Origin of the sequence: Streptomyces sp. A2-16 (assembly GCF_018128905.1) — a bacterium.
Classification (GTDB): domain Bacteria; phylum Actinomycetota; class Actinomycetes; order Streptomycetales; family Streptomycetaceae; genus Streptomyces.
Window position 1 is genome coordinate 355,858 of record NZ_CP063808.1, and the last position, 23,136, is coordinate 378,993.

Genomic DNA, 23,136 nt, shown 5'->3' on the forward strand with positions numbered 1-23,136 from the left:
GCCCGTCCCGGTGATACCCGTAATACCTGAGAGCTACGACGCCAATGAGCTCCCTGGCGTGACGCGGTCGACGGCCGCTGCTCCGTAACTTCCTTTCCAGGCAAGCCCGATGGCCGGGCCGGCGGGAAGGGACGGGGACTGTGGGGAGCAGCTGGAGGGGACGGCGCGAGGGGCGCCGGGCAGAGGGTGACCGCGCGGAGCTCCCGCGCCGCCGCACCCACAGGTGGCGCCGGGCCCTCCTGGCGAGCCTGATCACCGCCGCGGTGGTCGTCCCCCTCTCCGCCGCGGCCCGCCCGGAGATCCCCGCCCCGCTCCCCGCCGCCCTGCCGAAGCCCACCGCGGCCAACCTCGAGGGGATCTACGCCGCCAACCGGGCCAACGCCTCGGCGGCCGCCCGCATGGCCGCGGCGCACGGCGACACCCACCGTGCCGCGGCCGACGGCGAGCTGGCCGCCTCCTCCCGTCACCTCCTGGCCTTCGACGGCCGGGGCGACGGCACGGCGACGGAGGTCTTCGGCGACCTCGCCCACGCCGATCACGTGGCGGTCCTCGTCCCCGGCTCCGACACCTCCTTGGACACCTACCCCCGCTTCCGGGCGACCGCCGAGGCCCTCCGACGGCAACTGACGAGGACCGCGCCCAGGGGCACGGGCACCGCGGTGGTCGCCTGGCTCGGCTACCGCACCCCGGACACGATCAGCACCACGGTCCTGACCGCGGACCGGGCCGACGAAGCCGCCCCTCACCTGCGCGCGTTCATACGCCGACTCCACGGCGTCGTCGGCCGCGACACCACCGTCTCCCTCGTCTGCCACTCCTACGGCACGGTGGTCTGCGCCCGAGCCGCCTCCCACCTCGACATCGACGACCTGGCGCTCGTCGGCAGCCCCGGCACCGGCGCGGACACCGCCGCGGACCTGCACACCCCCGCCCGCGTCTGGGCGGCCCGGGGCAAGGACGACTGGGTCGCCGAGGTCCCCCACGTCAGGACCGACCTCTTCGGCGTCACCGTCGGCTTCGGCACCGACCCGCTCTCCCCGGCCTACGGCGCCCGCGTCTTCGCCGCCGGCGAGGGCGGCCACAGCGACTACTTCAGCCCGGGCTCGGTCTCCCTGAGCAACCTCGCCCGGATCGTCCTCGGAGACACCGCGGAGGTGACCCGTGCCTGAGACCCAGCACATCCGGGGCGGCGCACGCGACGGCATACGCCAGGGCGCGCACGGCATACGCCGGGCCGTCGACCGGATCGACGCGGCGACACCCCCCGAGCGGGACCGTGCCGTCGACGCCCTGCGCGCCTGCGCGATCCTCGGCGTGGTCCTCGGCCACTGGCTGGTGACGGCCCTGGTCGCCGACGGCACCGCCCTGCACGCCGCGAGCCCGCTGCAGCACCTGCCCTGGCTGGCCCCGATCTCCTGGGTCTTCCAGACACTGGCCGTGTTCTTCCTGGTCGGCGGCCATGTGGCGACCCGCGGCTACCGCTCGGCACGCGCCCGCGGGACGACGTACCGGCAGTGGCTGACGAGCCGGCTGTCCCGGCTGTTCAGGCCGGTGGCCGCCGTCCTCGCCCTGTGGACGGTCGCGGCGACGGCCCTGCTGCTGACAGGCGCCCCGTTCGGGACGGTCCGCACCCTGGTCAAGCTCGCCCTGTCGCCGATGTGGTTCCTCCTGGTCTTCGGCGCCCTGACGGCGGCGACCCCGCTGCTGCTGCGGCTGCACCCGCTGTGGCCGCTGGCCGTGGTCCTGCACGTGGACCTCGTGCGCTTCGGGCTCGGCGGCCCGGACTGGCTCGGGTGGGTCAACCTGGCGGCCGGCTGGCTGGTCCCGTACACCCTGGGCGCGGCCTGGACCCGCGGCGAGCTGGAGGGGCGGCGCGCGGGCCTGCTCCTGCTCGGGGGCGGTGCGGTGGCGACCGCGGCGCTCGTCGCGTGGGCCGGGTACCCGGCGGCGATGGTCGGGGTGCCGGGCGCCGCCGTCTCCAACCTGAACCCGCCGACGCTGGCCGCCGTCACCTTCGGTCTGGCCCAGTGCGGCCTGGCCCTGCTGCTGCGCGACCGGTTGCGCCGCGGCATGCGACGCCCCGTGGCCTGGGCGGCGGTCGCGGTGGTCAACCTCTCCGCGATGACGATCTTCCTGTGGCACCAGACGGCGCTGATGGCCACCACGGCCACCGGCCTCGCCCTCGGCAGGCTCCCCGGCCTGCACACCGTCCCCGACGGACTGGGCTGGGTCGCGGCCCGGCTGGCCTGGATCCCGGTGTTCGTCCTCGTCCTGGCGGTCTGCCGGTCGGCCTTCCGGTCCTTCGAGCAGGGGCCGCGCAGGGTCGGTGGCCGCACGTCACGGGTGATCCGGGTCCACCGCCGTACCGAGCGGGCAGCGGTGGAGGAGGCGCGTCGTGCCTAGGGTGGTCGGCGTGACGGAGACGGGGAGCCGGCAGCTGGTGGCCGGCCGCATACGGCGCTGGCTGCATGTGCTGCGCGAGGACCTGTGCACACTGCGGGTCGATCCACTGCCCCCTTCGGTGTGGCTGCGCTGGCTGCCGCACGGACTGCTGTGCCTGGTCGCCCTCGGCGTCTCGATCGGCGCCGTGGCGCAGCTCGGGGACAACGGCGGGGTGGGGTCCTCCCTCGCCTTCGCGATCGGTATCGCACAGGGCGCCGCCGTCGTGTTCGCGATGTGGCGGCCGGTCCCCGCGTGGTGGCTCTCGACCACGGCCATGGTGGTCGGTGCCCTCGAGGTCCGCCGGCACCTGCTGGCCGGTGGCGCGCACGAATTCACCTGGCCCTGGAGCTCGGCCGGACTCATCGGGCAGCTGGCCGTGCTGCTGCTCCTCGCCCTCCGGGTGCCCGCCCGGGTCGCCGTCGAGGCGCTGGCGATCACCCTGCTGCTCACCTACCTCATCGAGGGTGTGCTGGGTGCGGCCGACTTCCAGCCCACCGGTGTGCTCGCGGTCATCCTGTTCACCGTGGTGGTGGTGCTCGGCTCCGCCCTGCGCGGCCGTCGGGAGGCCAGCAGGGCGCTCGTCGAGCAGACCACCCTCACCGCGGAGGAGCGGGCCCGGCGCACCCTGCTGGAGGAGCGCAGCCGTATCGCGCGTGAACTGCACGACGTGGTCGCCCACCACATGTCCGTCATCTCGATCCAGGCCCAGGTCGCCCCGCACCTCGTGGAGAACCCGTCCGCCGAGCTCCGGGAGAACCTCGACGGCATCCGGCAGAACGCGCTGGAGGCCCTGACGGAGCTGCGCCGGGTGCTCGGCGTGCTGCGGGCCGAGCACCCCGGGGCGCCGGAGCAGTCCGCCGATCCCGCCACCGGCACCGCGCCGCACGCCCCGCAGCCCACCCTCGACCGCCTCGACGCGCTGGTGGAGAACACCCGGGCGGCCGGACTGACCGTCGAGGTCGACGTGCGGGGCGCCCGGCGGCCGCTGCCGTCCGGCGTGGACCTGTCGGCGTACCGAATCGTGCAGGAGGCGCTGAGCAACGTCCTGCGTCACGCGCCCGGCGCGACCGCCACCGTCGCACTCGTCCACTACGTGCACGGGGTGGACGTGCGGGTCGTCAACTCACGGCCCACCCGCAGCGTGCCGCCCTCCCCGGGCGCGGGACACGGCCTGCTCGGCATGCGGGAGCGGGCCGCGATGCTCGGCGGCACCCTGCGCGCCGGCCCCCGCCCCGACGGCGGCTACGAGGTCGCCGCGTATCTTCCGACGGCACCCCCGGGCGCGCCCGACCAGGTCACCGACTCGAAGGACGGCACCGCATGACCAGCGGCACGAGCGGAAACATCCGCGTACTGATCGCCGACGACCAGCAGATGGTCCGGCAGGGCTTCAGCGTGCTGCTGGGCGCCCAGCCCGGCATCGAGGTGATCGGGCAGGCTGTCGACGGCCTGGACGCCATCGCCAAGGTCGACGAACTCGTCCCGGACGTCGTCCTGATGGACATCCGCATGCCCGAGCTGGGCGGCATTGAGGCCACCCGCCGCATCACGGACGAACGCCCGCAGATCCGGGTCCTGGTGCTGACCACCTTCGACCTCGACGAGTACGTCTACGAGGCGCTGCGGGCCGGCGCGTCCGGGTTCCTCCTGAAGGACGCCTCCGCGGAGCAGCTCGCCGAGGCCGTGCGGGTGGTGGCGGCCGGTGACGCGCTGCTCGCGCCCGGCATCACCCGGCGCCTGATCGCCGAGTTCTCCCGCCTCGACGACCGGCCCCGCGCCCCGCTCAAGCGCCGGGTCAAGGAGCTGACCGAGCGGGAGACGGAGGTCCTCGCCCTGATCGCGCAGGGCCTGTCGAACGCCGAGATCGCCGGGCGGCTCGTCGTGGCCGAACAGACCGTGAAGACGCATGTGGGCCGGATCCTGGTGAAGCTGGGCCTCAGGGACCGTACGCAGGCGGCGGTGTTCGCGTACGAGTCGGGGCTGGTGAGACCGGCGGGGTACTGATCCCGGTACCCGTAGTACCTGAGGGGGACGGCCGAGGACCCCTCTCACTGGTGACGACCGGGCCGCAGGGCAGCGCCTACGGTTTCCCTGTGACCGAGACGACCCAGACGCAGCCGACGCAGCCGGGGGGCGGGGACAAGCCGCGCAGCCCGGAGTTCCGGCTGGCCGTGGACGCCCTGCGCGGGCTGCGGCAGGACCTGTTCCACGACGCCTTCGCCTACCGCCCGCTCGCCCCCATGAGGGTCGACGGACCGCTGACCCGGCGGCTGCCCGCGCGCCTCAAGGAGTACGCGGCCTGGACGCCCCACGCCGTGGTGGCGTTCACCGGACTGCTGGCCGCGCTGATCGGGGCCTCCTCGGCCGAGGGGGTCGGCGACATCGGCTCGCTGCTGTGCGCCCTGCTGGCCCTCTGCCCCGTGCTGCTGGTGCTGCTGCGCCCGATCGGTGCCTTCTGGTTCTCCCTGGTGGCCGCCCCCTTCGCGGCGGTGCTCGGCAACAGCTCCTACGACTGGCCGTGGCCGGCCGGTGGCTTCGTCGCCCACCTGGTCGTGGTGACGGTCGCGGCGATCCGGGCCAGGCCCCGCACCGCGGGCTGGATGTGGATCCTGACCGCGGTCTACGGCATCGGGTCCGAGACCACCATCGGGGGAGGCCACTACTCCTCGAACACCGGGCCCATGCTGGTCGTCCTGGCCCTGTCCCTCCTCGTCGTCACCGTCTGGCACATACGCCGCTCGGCGGAGCAGGAGGTGACCGCCCAGCAGACGGTGACCGCGCACGAACGCTCCCGCCGCACCCTCCTGGAGGAGCGCACGACCATCGCCCGCGAGCTCCACGACGTGGTCGCCCACCACATGTCGGTCGTCGCCATCCAGGCGGAGGCCGCCCCCTACCGGGTGGAGAACCCGCCCCCGGAGCTGGAGAAGGCGTTCGCCACCATCCGGGAGAACGCGGTGGCGGCCCTCACCGAACTGCGCCGGGTCCTCGGCGTGGTCCGCGCCGAGGACTACGAGGCGCCGGACGCCCCGCAGCCCACCCTCGCCGACCTCGACGGGCTGATCGCCAACGTCCGCGAGGCGGGTCTGAGCGTCGACAAGGCCGTCACCGGGGCGGTGCGCGAACTCCCGCAGGGCGTCGAGCTGTCGGCGTACCGGATCGTCCAGGAGGCACTGAGCAACACCCTGCGCCACGCCCCGGGGGCGAGCGCACGGGTCGAGATCGGTTACGTCCTGGGCGGCCTGGGCCTGCGGATAGTCAACGGCCCGCGGCCCGAGCTGTCGCTGCTGAAGCCCTCGCCCGGAGCGGGGCACGGCATCACCGGCATGCGGGAGCGGGTCTCCATGCTGAACGGCGAGATGACGGCGGGCGCCACGGACGAGGGAGGCTACGAGGTGGCGGTGTTCCTGCCGGTGCCGCTCAGGGACGAGGGTGAGGCATGACGATCCGTGTCCTGGTCGCGGACGACCAGATGATGGTCCGCGAGGGCTTCTCGGTGCTGCTGAACGCGATGCCGGACATCGAGGTGGTCGGCGAGGCGGTCAACGGCCGCGAGGCGGTGGACCGGGTCCGCGAACTCGCCCCCGACGTGGTCCTGATGGACATCCGGATGCCGGAGCTGAACGGCATCGAGGCGACCAGGGAGATCGTCGCGGCCGACAGTACGGCGAAGGTCCTGGTCCTGACGACCTTCGACCTCGACGAGTACGTGTACCAGGCCCTGCGCGCGGGAGCCTCCGGCTTCCTCCTCAAGGACGCCTCGGCCCGCCAGCTCGCCGAAGGAGTGAGGGTGGTGGCCTCCGGCGAGGCACTCCTGGCCCCCTCGGTCACCAGGCGCCTGATCACGGAGTTCTCCAAACTCTCCGAGTCCCCCCGCCTCATGGCCTCGGCCCACACCGCCTACGGCGACCTCACCGACCGTGAGACGGAGGTCCTTGTCCTCATCGCGCAGGGCCTGTCGAACTCGGAGATGGCCGAGCGCCTGGTGGTGGCCGAGTCGACGATCAAGACCCACGTCAGCCGGATCCTGGTGAAGCTGGGCCTCAGGGACCGGACCCAGGCGGCGGTGTTCGCGTACGAGGCGCGGCTGGTGACGCCGGGGTAGGGGTGGGCGTGCGGACCTCTTCTGCGGTGAGGCGGGTGTCAGTCCTCCAGGCGGACCGGCATCAGGACCGAGAACCCGCCCTCGTCGTCGGGGCGGCGGATCGCGATCGGGGCGGTGGGGGACGTGACCTCCAGAACCAGCCGGTCCCGGCCCCCGGCGGCCAGCGCGTCCAGCAGGAACGCGCGGTTGACCGCGACGTGGCCCTGACGGCTCTCGGCGCGGTCGTCGCCATCGCCGCAGAGAGCCACCGTGCCGTCCTCCTCCACCCTGAGCACGCTCAGGTCGTGCGTCCCGGTCTCGTCGCGGCGGGCAGGACCCGTCTCCAAGGCCCTGCGGAAGTCCGCGACCTCGACCAGGGCGCGGCGGTCACCGGCCTGGGGCAGGAGACGACGGTAGTCGGGGAAGTCGTGGTCGAGGCACCGACCGGCCGCCTGCCGGTCCCCGGCCTCCAGGGTCACCTGGTCACCGTCGAGGGAGAGCCGCACAGGCCCCTCCCCGTGCGACAGCGCCCGCATCGCGTCGGCGAGCGGGGTGGGCACGATGACCTGGACCCGGCTCCCGTCATAGCCCTCGGGCCCGTCGACACCGGCCCGCGCGACGGCCATGCGGTACCGGTCGGTGGCCACGACATGGAGGCTCTCGCCCTCGATGTCGAACAGGACCCCGCAGAGCATCGGCAGCTCCGGGTCGGTGCTCGCCGCGAAACGGACGGTGTCCAGCGCGGCCGCCAGCTCGGGCGCGGCGACGGTCAGCCGGAGGGTGGCGGCACGGAGCGACGTCATGAGGTTCTCCCGTTGGTCGAGTAGCGCTCGGAGTGCGGAGAACTCGCGGCGGGCATCGGACAGCCCCTGTTCGAGGCGGCGCAGATGGGCCGTGAGCAGTTTCCGGACCAGATCGCTGTCCGTTCCGGCCCAACTGGCCAGCACCAGCCGGATGTCCGCCAGCGGCATCCCGGCCCGGCGCAGCCCGGCCAGCAGCCGGGCCTCTTCGAGCTGCTCGGGCGCGTACCAGCGGTACCCGCTGACGGGATCCACCCAGGCGGGCACGAGCACACCGGCACGGTCGTAGAACCGCAGGGCGCTCACCCCGAGGCCGCTGTCGCGGGCCGTCTCGCCGATGCTGCGCATGTCGTTCTCCACGCCCTGAACTCTGGGCCCTGCACAAGGTCGAGGGTCAACCCGGCTCCGTGGGCGCGCGGGGCGAGGCGCCGGCGGAGCGCGCATTCTCGCTCCGCGCGACGCACTCCGCGCGACGGACTCAGGGCGACTGCCGTCCGCTCAGATGCCCGCGCCGTTCGTGGCCGGCAGGAGTGCGGCCAGCTCGGCGTCGTCCGGGCGGTGGACCGCCTCGGCCGCCTCGCGCAGAACGGCGCGGTCGACCTTCTTCGTGTCGGCGATGAGCCGGATCACCACACCGTCGCGGGGTATCGCGTACTCGTGGGAAGCGCCCGCCTTGCGATACCAGGCGTCACCGTCGCGCTCACAGCTGACCCGCTTGGCCGTCACCTCGCCCAGCGCCTGCTCGGAGCAGTTCTCGGCCGTCAGCGTTCGGCGATCCACGAAGAGGCCGAACCGGGTGGCACGGTCCTCGGACCGATAGGCGGCGGCGAACTCGCCGTTGTACTCGCCGACCGACTCCTGGAAGACGGTGTAGCCGGAGACCTCGGTGACATAGACGAGTTCCGGTTCGACACCCCAGGTCTTGGCGGCGGCGTCAAGACCGGCGGCGGTCCGTGCCGTTCCCTCTTCCTTGTCCGTGTCGTCCGCACCGCATCCCGTGAGCAGCACCGACAGGAGGAGGAGAGAGAGCAGAGCACGCGTGTTTTGCGTCATGCACGCATCCTGGTGCATGGACATGCCACGCGCGGAGTATTTCTCCCGGGCACAGGGCTCGCCCCTCATGCCGCGGACAGTTCGCACCACACGTACTTGCCGCGGTTGCCGTTTCTGGACAGGGGCTGCCAGCCCCACAGGTCGGCGCAAGCGCGGACCAGAGCGATGCCGCGGCCGTTCTCGACGTCGGTGAGGTGGTCCAACGCGCCGGGTGGCTGGGGTGGTTCGGGGTCGGTGTCCCACGCGCCGAGGCGGAGGGTGCCGGGGGGTGACCAGCCCACCCGTAGGGCGGCGGGGCCCTTGGTGTGCAGTACGGCGTTGGAGATCAGCTCCGTGGCGAGCAGCTCCGCGGTGTCGACCAGGGTGATCAGGCCGTGCATCGTCAGGATCAGGCGAAGGGTGCGGCGGCAGACGGTGACGGCTCGGGGGTCGTTGGGGATGTGGAGCACGTACTCCCAGGGTCCCGATTCGCTTTCGGGCATGCGGCAACTCCGTTGGGGTGGTGGGGGGTTGCGGTCGGCGGGCGGTGGCAGTGCCGCGCCGTCATGGCAGGACGGGGCGGTGCGCTTCCGGTACCCCGGGGTTCCGCGGCGTGTGCGTCGCGTCACCGACGGTATTTCCTATGCTTAGGAAGTTGCAAGCCGTTGCCGTATTCTGGCGCTCGAACGAGGGACGTTCACGGGGGAGTTGGAGCGAGGAGGCACCGGTTGCCGCCGAAGAGGCATCTCACGGCCCGGCGTGTGAGACTAGGTGCTGAGCTGCGGAAACTGCGCGAGGCGGTGGGCTTGACGGCTCGGGAGGCCGCGGAGCTGCTGGAGGCGGACTCCGTCCAGATGAGTCAGATCGAGTCCGGCACCGTGGGCGTGAGCGCCAAGCGCGTGCGTCGGCTCGCCTCCAACTACGCCTGTACGGAAGACGCGTTGGTCGAGGCGTTGGTGGCCATGGCGACCGATCGCACGCGTGGCTGGTGGGAGGAGTACCGGGAAGTCCTGCCGCAGGTGAACCTGGACGTGGCGGAGGTGGAGCACCACGCGACGTACCTGCGAGACATCGTCATCACCCGCGTCCCCGGGCTGCTTCAGACGCCGGACTACGCCCGTGCGGTTTTCGCCTACATGAACCCCGGGCTCCCCGACAGCCAGGTGGACAGGAAGGTGGAGTACCGGATGAGGCGCCGTGCGGTGATCGAGGGTGACAACCCCACTCCGTACGAGGCGATCGTCCATGAGATGGCGCTACGTCTTCGAGTCGCTGACCGTGAGTCGTCGCGTGCCCAACTCCGGCAGATCCTGGCCATGGTCGAGCGGGGCTGCGCCACCGTACGCGTCATCCCCACTGATCAGGACGGGTTCGCCGGTTCCGGGGCGTCGATGATGTATGCCGGAGGTCCCGTGTCCCGGCTCGACACCGGCATGCGGGACTCGCCCACCGGTGTCGCGTTCATCGATGCCGAAATCCAGCTGGATCGAATGCGGGCGCTGATTCGTAGGATCGAGAGCGCGTCGCTGGACCCGATCGCGTCGCGCGACTTCATCCACCGCATGGCGAAGGAACTCTGATGAACTGGCGTAAGTCCACGTACTCCGATGGCGGCGAGGGCGACACCTGCGTCGAGATCGCCCCCCTCCCCACCCGGATAGCCGTCCGAGACTCCAAGGCCCCCGCCCGCGCCACCCTCTCCTTCCCCACCCCCGCCTTCGCCGCCCTCATCGACCACCTGAAAGAACACCCCTGGTCAGACGCCCCCCTCCCGGGCTAGCGTCCCCGCATGACCGCCTTCGATCCCTGGGACCCGGCGTTTCTCGCCGACCCCTACCCCGCCTACGCCGAGCTCCGCGCCAAGGGCCGTGTGCACTACTTCGAGCCGACGAACCAGTGGCTCGTCCCGCACCACGCGGACGTCTCCGCGCTGCTCAGGGACCGCAGGCTCGGGCGGACCTATCAGCACCGGTTCACGCACGAGGACTTCGGGCGCACGGCACCGCCGGCGGAGCACGAGCCCTTCCACACGCTCAACGACCACGGGATGCTGGACCTGGAGCCGCCGGACCACACCCGGATCCGGCGCCTGGTGTCGAAGGCGTTCACCCCGCGCACGGTCGAGCAGCTCAGGCCGTATGTGACCGACCTGGCCGGTGAGCTGGTGGACCGGCTCGTCGCGGAGGGCGGCGGTGATCTGCTCACCGATGTCGCCGAGCCGCTGCCCGTCGCGGTGATCGCCGAGATGCTGGGGATCCCGGAGGCGGACCGGGCGCCGCTGCGGCCGTGGTCGGCGGACATCTGCGGGATGTACGAGCTGAACCCGCCGGAGGACGTGGCGGCGAGGGCGGTGCGGGCCTCGGTCGAGTTCTCCGACTACCTGACCGACCTGATCGCCGAGCGCCGCAAGAACCCCGGCGACGACCTGATCTCCGGGCTCATCGCCGCGCACGACGAGGGCGACCGGCTCACCGAGCAGGAGATGATCTCGACCTGCGTGCTGCTGCTCAACGCGGGCCACGAGGCCACTGTGAACGCCACGGTCAACGGCTGGTACGCCCTCTTCCGCAACCCCGGCCAACTGCGGGAACTGCGCGCCGACCACTCCCTCGTCCCGGGGGCCGTCGAGGAGCTCATGCGCTACGACACCCCGCTCCAGCTCTTCGAACGCTGGGTCCTGGACGAGATCGAGATCGACGGGACGACCGTCCCGAGGGGCGCCGAGGTCGCCCTGCTCTTCGGTTCCGCCAACCACGACCCGGCCACGTTCCCGAATCCGGAACGCCTCGACCTCACCCGCGCCGACAACCCGCACATCTCCTTCAGCGCGGGCATCCACTACTGCATCGGCGCCCCCCTGGCCCGCATTGAACTGACCGCCTCCATGACGGCCCTCCTGGAGAAGGCCCCGACGCTGAGCCTGGCGGCGGAGCCGGAGAGGAAGCCGAACTTCGTGATCCGGGGACTGGAGGGGCTGCGCGTCCACGTCGGCTAGAGCCGGCGGCGGTCCCGCAGCCGCATCAGCACGGTGAGCGCGAGCAGTGGCAGGAAGGCTCCGCCCAGCACCACGAACGGCAGTTCCGTCAGCAGGACCGTGTAGTCCATGCCCTCGTTCTCGAAGCCGCCGCCCAGGTGGCGCCAGGTGCGGGGCATGGACAGCCACAGCAGGGGGGCCGCCGTCGCCCCCGCCGCCGACAGCACACAGCCCCCGCAGGCCACTTTGTCCACACGCCGTTTCATGTCTGAAGGGACGTAGGTTCCCGGCCTGCGGTTCAGGTCGTCAGATCCCGGCCTGCGGTTCAGGTCGTCAGATCCCGGCCTGCGGTTCAGGTCGTCAGATCCCGGCGCCGCAACCCCGCCAGGCCTCCGGTCACCAGCACCCCCGCGAGCCCGAGCAGGACCAGCACCGGCCCCCACTCCATGTCCCCGCCCGGCAGCTTCGGCAGGTGGCCGAAGGGGGAGAGGTCCAGCACCACCTGCGGGGCGTCCAGCGCCGGACCCACCCAGCCGATGAGCAGCACCGCCCCGGCGACTCCCCAGGCCAGCGGGGCGAGGCGCGGGGCCAGCCCGTAGAGCAGGACCGCCAGTCCGCCGATCACCCACACCGCGGCCACCTGCATCAGGCAGGCGCCGAGGATCGGGCCGGCCTCCTTGCCGTAGCCGAGGGCGAGGCCGAGACCCGCGAGCAGCATGATCAGTGCCGAGCCGCCGAAGGCGATCACCAGGTGGCCCGAGGCCCACCGCAGCCGGCCCACCGCGTTCGCCAGCACCGGTTCCGCCCGCATCGAGGTCTCCTCGCCGTGCAGCCGCAGCACCGAGGCGACGACGTACAGCGCGGCCACCAGTCCCAGCATCCCGGTCATCGAGGCGAGGAAGGCGTCCGTGATCCCGGACCGTCCGCCCATCCGCTCGAAGATCTCGCGGGCCTTGTCGTTGTCGCCGACCAGGTCGGCCACGCTGTCCGTCAGACCGCCGTAGACCACCCCTGCCAGGAAGAAGCCGATCGACCAGCCGAGGACACCGCCCCGCTGGAGCCGCCAGGCCAGGGCGCCCGCCGTGCCCAGTCGGCCGGACGCGGGTCCGGGGCGGGTCGGCACGAAGCTCATGCCCAGGTCCCTGCGACCCGCCAGGACGTACGCCAGCGCGGCCTGGGCCGCGATCGCCGCCGCGAACAGGCCCAGCACCCACCAGCGTTCCCCGGCGAAGGGCCGCAGCTGCGACAGCCAGCCGAGCGGTGACAGCCAGGACAGCACCGAGGAACCGTCGGCGGAGCCCGAGTCCCCCGCCGCCCGCAGCACGAAGGCCGCGCCCAGGGCCCCGGCCGTCAGCCCCCGCGCCAGCCGCGCGCTCTCCGTCAGCTGGGCGACGATCGCGGCCGTCGTGGCGAAGAGCATGCCCACGGCGGCCAGCCCGAGGCCGAACGCCAGCGCGCCCGCCGGTCCGTGGCCCGCCAGTCCCGCCGTCACCAGCAACCCCAGCGCACCGCTCGCCACGGCCGCCGCCAGCAGCGCCGCGGTCAGGGACGCCCGCCGGCCCACCACGCCCGAGGCGATCAGCTCCTGCCGCCCGCTCTCCTCCTCGTCACGGGTGTGGCGTACGACGATCAGGAGGCTGGTGACGGCGGCGAGCACCCCGGCGTAGGCGCCGACGCGCCAGGCGGTGAGGGCGCCGAGGGAGTCGTCGAAGACGGGCCCGATCAGCGCGCGCAGGGAGGAGTTGGTGGCCACCTGCCGCAGCAGGTCGGCGCGCTCGGCCTCGGTGCCGTACAGGCCCTTCAGGGTGTTCGGCATGGAGAGGACCATCAGCGCGTTGACCGCCACCCACACCGGGATCATCACCCGGTCGCGGCGCAGGTGGAAGCGGAGCAGCACGCCCGTGCCCACGAGGGAGGTCATCGCACGGCCGCCTCGTCCTGGTAGTGGCGCAGGAACAGTTCCTCGAGCGTCGGCGGTGTCGACGTCAGTGAGCGCACTCCCGACTCGCTCAACTGCCGTAGCACCGGGTCGAGTTTGTCGGTGTCGACCTGCATCCGGACCCGGCGGCCCTGGACGTCCAGGTGGTGCACGCCCGGCAACTGTGCCAACCCGTTGGGGGCGCCCGCGAGTTCGGCCGTCACGCTGGTGCGGGTGAGGTGGCGCAGCTCGGCCAGGGAGCCCGACTCCACCGTGCGGCCGCGCCGGATGATGCTGACCCGGTCGCAGAGTTCCTCGACCTCGCTCAGGATGTGCGAGGACAGCAGGACCGTACGGCCGCGCTCCCGCTCCTCCTCCACGCAGCGCTGGAAGACCTCCTCCATCAGCGGGTCCAGGCCCGAGGTCGGCTCGTCCAGGATCAGCAGGTCCACGTCGGAAGCGAACGCGGCGACCAGGGCGACCTTCTGCCGGTTGCCCTTGGAGTAGGTGCGGCCCTTCTTGGTGGGGTCCAGCTCGAAGCGCTCGATCAGCTCGGCGCGCCTCGTCACCGAGAGGCCGCCGCGGAGACGGCCGTAGAGATCGATGACCTCGCCGCCGGAGAGGTTGCGCCACAGCGTCACGTCCCCCGGGACGTAGGCGATCCGGCGGTGCACCTCGACCGCGTCGGCCCACGGGTCGCGGCCGAGGACCTGCGCGGCGCCGGAGTCGGCGCGCAGCAGGCCGAGCAGGACGCGGATGGCGGTGGACTTCCCGGCGCCGTTGGGGCCGAGGAAGCCGTGCACCTCGCCGGTGGTGACCTCCAGGTCGAGGCCGTCGAGGGCGTGGGTGCGGCCGAACGACTTGTGGAGCCCGGAGACCGTGATTGCCTTCGTCATGCTTCAGAACGTACGCTTCTTTCAGAAATTTGTGAAGTTAAGGAAGCGTATGAAGCCCCGTTAGGGTGGTGACCATGACGGATGCGGTGGGTCGTGACCCGGAGGCGGTCTCGAAGTTCGTGGAGGGCTTCGCGGCCCAGCTCGTCGAGGCGGGCATGCAGCGCATGCCGGCCCGGGTCTTCGCCGCGCTGCTGTCCTCGGACGAGGGCTCGATGACCTCCGCCGAGCTGGGGGAGCAGCTGCAGATCAGCCCCGCGGCGGTGTCCGGGGCGGTGCGCTACCTCGCCCAGACGCACATGGTCTCGCGGGAGCGGGAGCCCGGTTCACGCCGGGAGCGCTACCGGGTGCACGGCGACCAGTGGTACGAGGCCCTGACCAACCGTGAGGCAGTCCTCAAGCGGTGGGAGGTCGCTCTGCGCGAGGGTGTCAGCAGCCTCGGCGCCGACACCCCGGCAGGACGCCGCATGGCCGAGACGCTCGCCTTCTTCGAGTTCGTCGAGGGCGAGGTCGCGGCCATGATGGAGCGGTGGCGGGCGCACCGCGAGAAGCTCTTCGGGAGCCCCTAACGTTCCTTGGTCTCCTCCAGCACCGTCCGCCCCAGCAGCAGGTACCGCTCGGGGGAGCGCCGCTTCAAGTACTGGGCGTACCCGATGCCCAGGGCCGCGACGGCCGCCACCAGCCATGGCGTGGCCTTCAGCACCAGGGATCCGGACTCCGAGCCGGCCGCCGCGCCCATGTTGGAGACCAGCAGGGCGACCACGGCGAGCATCGCGACGCCGCCGACCAGCGGGGCCGCGAGGGTGCGGAACCAGTGGCGGCTCTCGGGGTGGTGCGTGCGGAAGTACACCAGCACCGCGAAGGAGCACACCGCCTGCACGATCAGGATCGCCATCGTGCCGAGGATGGCGAGCAGGACGTACGTGCCGCTGTACGGGTCCTTGCCGGCCGCCCAGAACGCCAGCAGGAGCACGGCCGTCACGACCGTCTGCACCAGGCCGGCGATGTGCGGCGAGCCGTGCCGGGGGTGGGTGCGGCCGACCGTGTTCTTCAGCGAGGGCAGGACTCCCTCGCGGCCCAGCGCGTACATGTAGCGGGCGGCGCAGTTGTGGAAGGCCATTCCGCAGGCCAGCGAGCCGGTGATCATCAGCCACTGCATGACGTCGACCGCCCAGTGGCCGACGTACCGCTCGGTGGGGCCGAAGAAGAGCCCGAAGGGGTCGGCGGTGGCGACCTTGACGGCGTTCGCCTGGCCGGTGCCCGAGATGGCCATCCAGGAGACGAGGACGTAGAAGACGCCGACGCCGAGGACGGAGATCATCGTCGCCTTGGGGATGATCTTCTTCGGGTTGCGGGACTCCTCGCCGTACATCGCCGTCGACTCGAAGCCGACCCACGACCAGAAGGCGAAGAAGAGGCCGAGCCCGGCGGACGTGCCCTTGAAGGCGTTGACCGGGTTCACCGGGGCGAGGGCGAAGCCGTCCGGGCCGCCGCCGTGGAAGGCGACGGAGACCGCCATCGCGGCGAGGATCGTCACCTCGGTGGCGAGCAGAACGACCAGGAGCTTCTCGGCGACCGAGACGCCGAACCAGGTGCCCATCGCGTTGACCGCGAGCATCAGGGCCGCGAACGCCCACCAGGGGATGTGCACCCCGGTCTGGTCCCTCAGCGTCCCCGTCGCGAACGACGAGAAGATGCCGATGAGCGCCGGCTCGAAGACCACGTACGCGAAGGTGGCGAGGAGTCCCGACGCGAGTCCGGCCGTGCGCCCGAGGCCGTAGGAGATGAAGCCGTAGAAGGCGCCCGTCGAGGTGATGTGCTTCGCCATCGAGGTGAAGCCGACGGAAAAGATTGCCAGGACGACCATTGCGACGAGATAGCTCGCGGGCGCGCCGATGCCATTGCCCGCCGAGACCATGAAAGGCACGTTGCCGGTCATCGCGGTGATCGGCGCGGCGGTCGCCACGGCCATGAAGACCACGCCGAGCAAGCCGATGGCATTGGGTTTCAGTCGATGAACCGTGCCGTCGCCATCCGTCTTCGCCGCCGGGGCGACTCCCTCGTCCACTGCCATCGGGTGGCCTCTCTCCTTGCCCGTCACTACGTACTGGACCGGAACTCTGTAGCCCGAATGAGTCGAGCAAGGGTCTCGGGCCGTTAAATGTTTGTCAACCAGACCTTTAGAAATCTGGTGGCAACACACGACTCGTAGCGTCCTGGGCATGAGCTACGAGTCCGTTCTCCGCGGTCAGCGCTACCGCTTCGACACCCTCGCCCGACTGCTCGCCGCCGCGAGCCCCGAGCGGTCCGGTGACCGGCTGGCCGGACTCGCGGCCGACTCGGAACGGGAGCGGGTCGCCGCGCGCTGGGCGCTCGCGGAGGTACCGCTCGCGGACTTCCTCACCGAGCCGCTGATCCCGTACGAGACCGACGACGTGACCCGGCTCATCCTCGACACCCACGACCCGGCCGCGTTCGCGCCGGTGGCCGGGCTGACGGTCGGCGGGTTCCGGGAGTGGCTGCTGTCGGAGCAGGCGCACGCCGTGTCGCTGGCCGCGCTGTCGCCCGGACTCACGCCCGAGATGGTGGCGGCGGTCTCCAAGCTCATGGGCAACGCGGACCTGGTCGCCGTCGCCCGCAAGGTGCGGGTGGTCACCGCGTTCCGCTCGACGATCGGACTGCCGGGGCGGCTCGCCACCCGCCTCCAGCCCAACCACCCCACCGACGACCCGGCGGGCGTGGCGGCGGCACTCCTGGACGGACTGCTGCTGGGCTCCGGCGACGCGGTGATCGGCATCAACCCGGCGACCGACAGCCCCAGGGCCGTACGGGACCTGCTGGAGCTGCTCGACGGGGTGATCCGGAGGTACGCGATCCCGACCCAGTCGTGCGTGCTGTGCCATGTCACGACGAGCGTGGACCTGATGGAGCGCGGCGCCCCCGTCGACCTGGTCTTCCAGTCCATCGCGGGGACCCAGGCGGCCAACGCGTCCTTCGGGGTGACGCTGGGGCTGCTGGACGAGGCGTACGAGGCCGCGTCGAAGCTGGAGCGCGGCACCGTCGGCCGGAACGTCATGTACTTCGAGACCGGTCAGGGCAGCGCCCTGTCGGCGGACGCCCACCACGGGGTGGACCAGCAGACGGTGGAGGCACGGGCGTACGCGGTCGCGCGGCGCTACGACCCGCTGCTGGTCAACACCGTCGTCGGCTTCATCGGCCCCGAGTACCTCTACGACGGCCGGCAGATCCTGCGCGCCGCCCTCGAGGACCACTTCTGCGGCAAGCTGCTCGGACTGCCGATGGGTCTGGACATCTGCTACACCAACCACGCCGACGCGGACGACGACGACATCGCGACGATGCTGACGATGCTCGGCGTGGCCGGGGCGTCCTTCGTGATCTGCACCCCGGGCGGCGACGACATCATGCTCAACTACCAGTCCGCCTCGTACCACGACGCGTTGTACCTGCGGGAGGTGCTGGGCCTGCGCCCGGCACCGGAGTTCGAGGCGTGGCTCGCCTCGATCGGGCTGCTGGACGAGCGGGGCGCGATCCGCGAGGTCGGCGCGCACCCGCTGACGGAGATCGGAAGGGAACTGGCGGCATGAGCGAAGTGACCCTGCAGACAAGCGAGTTGTGGGCGGCGCTGCGGCACCGCACCCAGGCCAGGATCGGCCTCGGCCGGGCCGGTTCCGCCCTGCCCACCCGCCACCGCCTCGAACTCCAGGCCGCCCACGCGGCGGCCCGGGACGCGGTGCACTCGCCGTTCGAGCCGGGCGCCGTCGCGGCGGGACTGGCCGGGATGCCGACGGTACGGGTGCGCAGCGCGGCTCCCGACCGGACGACGTATCTCCAGCGACCGGACCTGGGCCGCCGTCTGGACCGGACGGACCGCGCCCACCTCCCGGTGGGGGAGTGGGACGTGGTCTTCGTGATCGCCGACGGGCTCTCCAGCCGGGCGGTGCACGCACACGCGGCGGCGGTCGTCCACGAGACGGCGGCCCGTCTGGACTCCTGGCACATCGCCCCGGTCGTCCTCGCGGAACAGGCTCGCGTGGCCCTCGGCGACGACGTCGCCCACGCGATGGGCGCCACGACAGTCGTCGTCCTGATCGGCGAACGCCCCGGCATGTCGGCGGCGGACTCCCTCGGCGCGTATCTGACGTACCGGCCGGTCCCGGGCGTGACGACGGACGCCGGCCGCAACTGCCTGTCCAACATCAGGCCGCCGCTGGGGCTGTCGTACGAGGGGGCGGCGGAGAAGCTGGCCGGGCTGATGGAGAGGGCACGGCGGTCGGGGGTGACGGGGGTGGGGCTGAAGGACGAGAGCGGCTGCGGAGAGGTGACGGAGGCATGACCGAGACCTGACACCCTCGGACGGCCTCGGACACCTTCACCACACAGGCGACGCCCCGCCGACAATGCCCGCCGCGCCCAGACATCGCCGTCGACAACGATGCCCGCCGCGCCCAGGCACCCCCTCGGCGGCGCGCCACCTCACCGGCCCGGAGTCGCCCCCGCACGGCCCGGAGTCGTCCCCGCACGGCCCGGAGTCGTCCCCGCACGGCCCGGAGACGCCCCCGCACGGGCCCGGAGTCGCCCCCTCACGGGCCCGGAGTCGCCCCCACACCACCCTGGCGACGAACCCCCCTCACCGCCCCGGCAACACCAACCCCAGCGCCCCCTCCCGCACGGTCCAGGTCCGCCTCCGTACCGGGCCCGCGACCCCCGCGTCCGCCCGGTAGCGGAAGTCCGCGCCGGTGACGGTCACCGTCCTGCCGGTGGCCAGCAGCGGGGAGGCCTCCGCCCCCACCGACAGCGGGCGCACCTCCACCGAGGCGAGCCCGGTGCCGGAGCCCGGTGTCACCGAGACCGCCTCCAGGGGCTGGTCCAGGTCCACCAGGGTCACCCCGTCGACCTCCACCCGCAGCCGCGAGGGCCCGGCGACGGCGGGCGCGGCGTCCCGCGCGGGACGAGCCGGCACCAGGGTCCGTACGAGGGACTGGCAGGTCCGCAGCCAGGGCCGCGCCGCCTCCGCCTGCTGGGTCCGCAGCCACGGCCGCGCGGCCTCCCCCGGCTCCTCCCGCGCCACCAGGGCAGGGATCCGCAGTGCTCCGAGGACCACCCCGTCGCTGTCGTCCACCAGCATGTCCAGCCGCCGCTCGGCCCCGTCCAGGACCGCCCGGGCGGCGGCCACCGCGCCCGTGGGGACTCCGAGCGAGTGGGCGACGCCCAGGACCGCGCCCACCGGCACCACCGACAGCACGCATTCGGCCAGCGCCCGCTGCCGGTGCAGCAGTACCACCGCCCGCATCAGCGCACGGTCGTCACCGACCACCACCGGGCGCCGCGAGCCGCGCCGGGCCAGCGCCCGAGCGAACTCCTCGGGCCCCTCCGGCAGACACACCTTCGTCGCCGCACCCGCGCTGAGCACGTCTTTCACGATCCGTACGGACTCGCCGTCCGTCTGCCGGGCGACCGGGTCGATCACCACCAGCAGGTGATCGGAAGTCGCGGAAGTCGCCACCTCGGCCATGCCTCGCTTCCTCGGGTAGCATCTTTGTGCAAGAGCCCCTTGCGCTATTGCGCCAGGGGCTTCGTCTATTCCGGGGCATCCGGGTCCGACGGGCAGCGGCCGACGACGGCCGTGGTGCACGCGACGGAGGAACCGTACGCGTACGCCCCCGACCTTGGACATGCCCCGCCCGGAAGGGGTGTACGCGCGTGCCCGCACTTGTGCTGCTCGGTGCTCAGTGGGGTGACGAAGGCAAGGGAAAGGCGACCGACCTGCTCGGTGGCTCGGTGGACTATGTGGTGCGCTACCAGGGCGGCAACAACGCCGGCCACACGGTAGTCGTGGGCGATCAGAAGTACGCCCTCCACCTCCTCCCTTCCGGAATCCTGTCTCCGGGGTGCACCCCGGTCATCGGCAACGGTGTCGTCGTCGATCCGTCGGTCCTGTTCTCCGAGCTGAACGGACTGAACGACCGCGGCGTCGACACCTCCAAGCTCCTGATCAGCGGTAACGCCCACATCATCACGCCGTACAACGTCACCGTGGACAAGGTGACGGAACGCTTCCTCGGAAAGCGCAAGATCGGCACCACCGGTCGCGGCATCGGCCCCACCTACGCCGACAAGATCAACCGCGTGGGCATCCGCATCCAGGACCTGTACGACGAGTCGATCCTGACCCAGAAGGTCGAGGCGGCCCTCGACGGCAAGAACCAGCTCCTGACCAAGGTCTTCAACCGCCGGGCCATCGAGGTGGGCCAGGTCGTCGAGGAGCTGCTGAGCTACGCGGACCGGCTGAAGCCGTACGTCGCCGACACGGTCCTGGTGCTCAACCAGGCCCTGGAGCAGGACAAGGTCGTCCTGTTCGAGGGCGGCCAGGGCACGCTCCTGGACATCGACCACGGCACGTACCCCTTCGTCACCTCGTCGAACCCGACCGCGGGCGGCGCCTGCACCGGCGCCGGCGTGGGCCCGACGAAGATCAGCCGGGTCATCGGCATCCTCAAGGCCTACACGACCCGGGTGGGCTCGGGCCCCTTCCCCACGGAGCTCTTCGACGAGGACGGCGAGGCGCTGCGCCGCATCGGCGGTGAGCGGGGTGTCACCACCGGCCGTGACCGTCGCTGCGGCTGGTTCGACGCGGTGATCGCCCGGTACGCGACCCGCGTCAACGGCCTCACCGACTTCTTCCTCACCAAGCTCGACGTGCTCACCGGCTGGGAGCAGATCCCGGTCTGTGTCGCGTACGAGATCGACGGCGAGCGGGTCGAGGAGCTCCCCTACTCGCAGACGGACTTCCACCACGCGAAGCCGGTCTACGAGTACCTGCCGGGCTGGAGCGAGGACATCACGAAGGCCAAGACCTTCGCCGACCTCCCGAAGAACGCCCAGGACTACGTGAAGGCGCTGGAGGAGATGTCCGGCGCCCCGATCTCCGCGATCGGCGTGGGCCCGGGCCGGGACGAGACGATCGAGATCAACTCGTTCCTGTAAATCCCTTTTGTTCGACAGTCGTTGGGCCGGTCATGGACTTCCTTGACCGGCCCATGGCTTGCTCCTGGTTCCGTGGGCGACCGGCGGGACGCAACTATCTACGCGGGTAGTTCCGTCCCTCCGCCCTCTCCAGCTCCCAGGAGTCCCCCATGCCCGTCAGTCCCATGAACCGCCGTGCGTTCGTGAAGAAGTCGGCCGTCACCGGAGCGGCCGTCGCCGCCGCGGGCACCGTGGCCGCCGCGCCCGCGCAGGCTGCCGAGCACAAGCCCGCGAAGGCGCCGAGGACCTGGTCGTTCTCCATCCTCGGCACCACCGACCTGCACAGCCATGTCTTCGACTGGGACTACTACCTCGACAAGGCCTACTCCGACAGCAAGGGCAACTCCGTGGGTGTCGCCCGCGTCGCCACGCTCATCAAGCAGCAGCGCGCGGCCAAGGGCGAGGAGCACGTGCTGCTCGTCGACGCCGGCGACATCATCCAGGGCACCTCACTGGCGTACTACTTCGCGCGCGTGCAGCCGATCACCGACAAGGGCGCGCCGAAGCACCCGATGGCCGTCGCCATGAACCACATGCGCTACGACGCCGCCGCCCTCGGCAACCACGAGTTCAACTACGGCATCGAGGTGCTCAGGAAGTTCGAGAGCCAGTGTCGCTTCCCGCTGCTGGGCGCCAACGCGCTCGACGCGAAGACCCTGAAGCCCGCCTTCCAGCCGTACACCGTGAAGCGGATCTGCGTGCCGGGCGCCCCCGACATCAAGGTCGGCATCCTCGGCCTCACCAACCCCGGCATCGCCCTGTGGGACAAGGACAACGTCAGCGGGAAGATGGTCTTCCCCGGCCTGGTCGAGCAGGCGAAGAAGTACGTGCCCCGGCTGCGCGCGCTCGGCTGTGACGTCGTCTTCCTGACCGACCACTCCGGCCTGGACGGCTCCTCCTCGTACGGCGACGAGCTGCCGTACGTCGAGAACGCCTCCAACCTCGTCGCCCAGCAGGTCCCGGGCATCGACGCGATCCTGGTCGGGCACACCCACATCGAGGTGCCCTCGTACACGGTGAAGAACGACGAGACCGGCGAGGACGTCCTGCTGTCCGAGCCGTACTGCTGGGGCTACCGGCTCAGCGTCTTCGACTTCGAGCTGGAACTCGTGCGCGGGCAGTGGAAGGTCACCAAGAAGACCGCCCAGACCCTCAACCCCAACACGGTCGACGAGGACCCGGAGATCAAAAAGCTCCTGGAGGCCGACCACGAGCTGGTCGTGAAGTACGTCAACACGGCCGTCGGCACCTGCACCGAGGACCTCTCCGCGGCGGACTCCTGCTGGAAGGACGTCCCCATCATGGACTTCATCCACCAGGTCCAGATGGACACCGTCAAGGCGGGACTCTCCGCCTCCGACGCCGCCCTCCCGCTCATCTCCGTCGCCGCGCCCTTCTCCCGCACCGCCGACATCCCCGCGGGCAGCGTCACCATCAAGGACATCGCCGGGCTCTACATCTACGACAACACCCTCTACGGCAAGAAGCTCACCGGCGCCCAGCTCAAGGACTACCTGGAGTACGCGGCCAAGTACTACTACCAGGTCCCGGCGGGCACGAAGGTCGACACCGCGACCCTGACCAACGCCAACAGCTTCTGGGACTACATGTACGACACCGCTGCGGGCGTCTCGTACGACATCGACATCGCGGCGGCCGAGGGCTCCCGCATCAAGAACCTGTCCTACAACGGGACTTCGGTCACCGACGACCAGGTCTTCGTCGTCGCCGTCAACAACTACCGGGCCAACGGCGGCTCCGGCTACCCGCACATCGCCGCCGCCGACATCGCCTACAGCTCCACCAACGAGATCCGCCAGCTGATGATCGACTACGTGACCTCGAAGGGCGCCCTGGACCCGAAGGACTTCGCCGTCACCAACTGGAGGCTGACGCAGAGCGGGACGCCGGTCTTCTGACCGGAGTCCCGCCCCGCTCGGGCGTCC

At 71.5% G+C, this 23,136-nt stretch carries 22 protein-coding genes; 14 read left to right on the plus strand and 8 right to left on the minus strand.

Annotation, left to right across the window (positions count from 1 at the left end):
* Positions 1-239 precede the first annotated feature (239 nt).
* From IOD14_RS01745 to IOD14_RS01770, 6 genes are all read left to right on the plus strand, one after another.
* Positions 240-1,169 carry an alpha/beta hydrolase gene (locus IOD14_RS01745; RefSeq protein ID WP_212673177.1) on the plus strand — a complete coding sequence of 310 codons (930 nt, stop codon included), beginning with the start codon at positions 240-242 and terminating at the stop codon, positions 1,167-1,169.
* Between the two features lie 34 nt (positions 1,170-1,203).
* Positions 1,204-2,403, plus strand: a complete 1,200-nt coding sequence (locus IOD14_RS01750; protein WP_212673178.1) for an acyltransferase — start codon at positions 1,204-1,206, stop codon at positions 2,401-2,403.
* Positions 2,404-2,413: 10 nt separating this feature from the next.
* Positions 2,414-3,766 (plus strand): histidine kinase, encoded by a 1,353-nt coding sequence (locus IOD14_RS01755; RefSeq protein ID WP_249125803.1) that lies wholly within the window; start codon positions 2,414-2,416, stop codon positions 3,764-3,766.
* Positions 3,763-4,446 (plus strand): response regulator transcription factor, encoded by a 684-nt coding sequence (locus IOD14_RS01760; protein ID WP_123990662.1) that lies wholly within the window; start codon positions 3,763-3,765, stop codon positions 4,444-4,446. Before IOD14_RS01755 ends, IOD14_RS01760 begins: the two co-directional genes overlap by 4 nt.
* An 89-nt stretch (positions 4,447-4,535) precedes the next feature.
* Entirely contained in the window at positions 4,536-5,885 is a 1,350-nt protein-coding gene (locus tag IOD14_RS01765) for a histidine kinase (RefSeq protein ID WP_123990663.1), read from the plus strand.
* Positions 5,882-6,547, plus strand: coding sequence for a response regulator transcription factor (locus IOD14_RS01770; protein WP_123990664.1), 666 nt, complete (start codon positions 5,882-5,884; stop codon positions 6,545-6,547). Before IOD14_RS01765 ends, IOD14_RS01770 begins: the two co-directional genes overlap by 4 nt.
* Positions 6,548-6,585: 38 nt before the next feature.
* On the opposite strand, the gene IOD14_RS01775 is transcribed toward IOD14_RS01770, so the two are convergent.
* From IOD14_RS01775 to IOD14_RS01785, 3 genes are all read right to left on the minus strand, one after another.
* Positions 6,586-7,686, minus strand: a complete 1,101-nt coding sequence (locus IOD14_RS01775; protein WP_249125804.1) for a MerR family transcriptional regulator — start codon at positions 7,684-7,686, stop codon at positions 6,586-6,588.
* Positions 7,687-7,824: 138 nt separating this feature from the next.
* Positions 7,825-8,379 (minus strand): hypothetical protein, encoded by a 555-nt coding sequence (locus tag IOD14_RS01780; protein WP_249125805.1) that lies wholly within the window; start codon positions 8,377-8,379, stop codon positions 7,825-7,827.
* Between the two features lie 65 nt (positions 8,380-8,444).
* Positions 8,445-8,861 (minus strand): ATP-binding protein, encoded by a 417-nt coding sequence (locus IOD14_RS01785; protein WP_212669503.1) that lies wholly within the window; start codon positions 8,859-8,861, stop codon positions 8,445-8,447.
* A gap of 225 nt (positions 8,862-9,086) precedes the next feature.
* On the opposite strand from IOD14_RS01785, the gene IOD14_RS01790 reads away from it, so the two are divergent.
* The 3 genes from IOD14_RS01790 to IOD14_RS01800 are packed head-to-tail and all read left to right on the plus strand — an operon-like array spanning position 9,087 to position 11,353.
* Entirely contained in the window at positions 9,087-9,938 is an 852-nt protein-coding gene (locus tag IOD14_RS01790) for a helix-turn-helix transcriptional regulator (RefSeq protein WP_123990668.1), read from the plus strand.
* Positions 9,938-10,138: a DUF397 domain-containing protein gene (locus tag IOD14_RS01795; protein WP_123990669.1), complete on the plus strand. Its 201-nt coding sequence runs from the start codon at positions 9,938-9,940 to the stop codon at positions 10,136-10,138. The genes IOD14_RS01790 and IOD14_RS01795 overlap by 1 nt, the downstream gene beginning before the upstream one ends.
* Before the next feature lie 9 nt (positions 10,139-10,147).
* Positions 10,148-11,353, plus strand: coding sequence for a cytochrome P450 (locus tag IOD14_RS01800; protein WP_212669504.1), 1,206 nt, complete (start codon positions 10,148-10,150; stop codon positions 11,351-11,353).
* Here IOD14_RS01800 and IOD14_RS01805 read toward each other — a convergent pair.
* The 3 genes from IOD14_RS01805 to IOD14_RS01815 form a co-directional block, all read right to left on the minus strand.
* Positions 11,350-11,598, minus strand: coding sequence for a hypothetical protein (locus tag IOD14_RS01805; protein ID WP_212669505.1), 249 nt, complete (start codon positions 11,596-11,598; stop codon positions 11,350-11,352). The genes IOD14_RS01800 and IOD14_RS01805 overlap by 4 nt on opposite strands.
* A gap of 86 nt (positions 11,599-11,684) precedes the next feature.
* A complete protein-coding gene (locus tag IOD14_RS01810; RefSeq protein ID WP_212669506.1) occupies positions 11,685-13,253 on the minus strand; it encodes an ABC transporter permease in 1,569 nt (522 codons plus the stop codon).
* Complete coding sequence (locus IOD14_RS01815) at positions 13,250-14,146, minus strand: ABC transporter ATP-binding protein (protein WP_123990673.1); 897 nt, start codon at positions 14,144-14,146, stop codon at positions 13,250-13,252. Before IOD14_RS01815 ends, IOD14_RS01810 begins: the two co-directional genes overlap by 4 nt.
* Before the next feature lie 74 nt (positions 14,147-14,220).
* On the opposite strand from IOD14_RS01815, the gene IOD14_RS01820 reads away from it, so the two are divergent.
* A complete protein-coding gene (locus tag IOD14_RS01820) occupies positions 14,221-14,712 on the plus strand; it encodes a MarR family transcriptional regulator (RefSeq protein ID WP_123990674.1) in 492 nt (163 codons plus the stop codon).
* Here IOD14_RS01820 and IOD14_RS01825 read toward each other — a convergent pair.
* Positions 14,709-16,217, minus strand: a complete 1,509-nt coding sequence (locus tag IOD14_RS01825; protein ID WP_212669507.1) for an APC family permease — start codon at positions 16,215-16,217, stop codon at positions 14,709-14,711. The two genes, IOD14_RS01820 and IOD14_RS01825, sit on opposite strands and share 4 nt — an antisense overlap.
* A gap of 148 nt (positions 16,218-16,365) precedes the next feature.
* On the opposite strand from IOD14_RS01825, the gene IOD14_RS01830 reads away from it, so the two are divergent.
* On the plus strand, positions 16,366-17,751 hold the full coding sequence (locus IOD14_RS01830; protein ID WP_123990676.1) for an ethanolamine ammonia-lyase subunit EutB: 1,386 nt from the start codon (positions 16,366-16,368) through the stop codon (positions 17,749-17,751).
* The gene (gene eutC, locus IOD14_RS01835; protein ID WP_123990677.1) at positions 17,748-18,500 is read left to right on the plus strand and encodes an ethanolamine ammonia-lyase subunit EutC; all 753 of its coding nucleotides are present in this window, start codon (positions 17,748-17,750) and stop codon (positions 18,498-18,500) included. Before IOD14_RS01830 ends, eutC begins: the two co-directional genes overlap by 4 nt.
* A 294-nt stretch (positions 18,501-18,794) precedes the next feature.
* Here eutC and IOD14_RS01840 read toward each other — a convergent pair whose 3' ends face one another.
* Positions 18,795-19,679, minus strand: coding sequence for a diacylglycerol kinase family protein (locus tag IOD14_RS01840; protein WP_212669508.1), 885 nt, complete (start codon positions 19,677-19,679; stop codon positions 18,795-18,797).
* A gap of 188 nt (positions 19,680-19,867) precedes the next feature.
* Here IOD14_RS01840 and IOD14_RS01845 point away from each other — a divergent pair, with 188 nt between their 5' ends.
* Positions 19,868-21,151 carry an adenylosuccinate synthase gene (locus IOD14_RS01845; RefSeq protein ID WP_123990679.1) on the plus strand — a complete coding sequence of 428 codons (1,284 nt, stop codon included), beginning with the start codon at positions 19,868-19,870 and terminating at the stop codon, positions 21,149-21,151.
* Positions 21,152-21,300: 149 nt separating this feature from the next.
* On the plus strand, positions 21,301-23,109 hold the full coding sequence (locus tag IOD14_RS01850) for a 5'-nucleotidase C-terminal domain-containing protein (RefSeq protein WP_212669509.1): 1,809 nt from the start codon (positions 21,301-21,303) through the stop codon (positions 23,107-23,109).
* Positions 23,110-23,136: the final 27 nt, after the last annotated feature.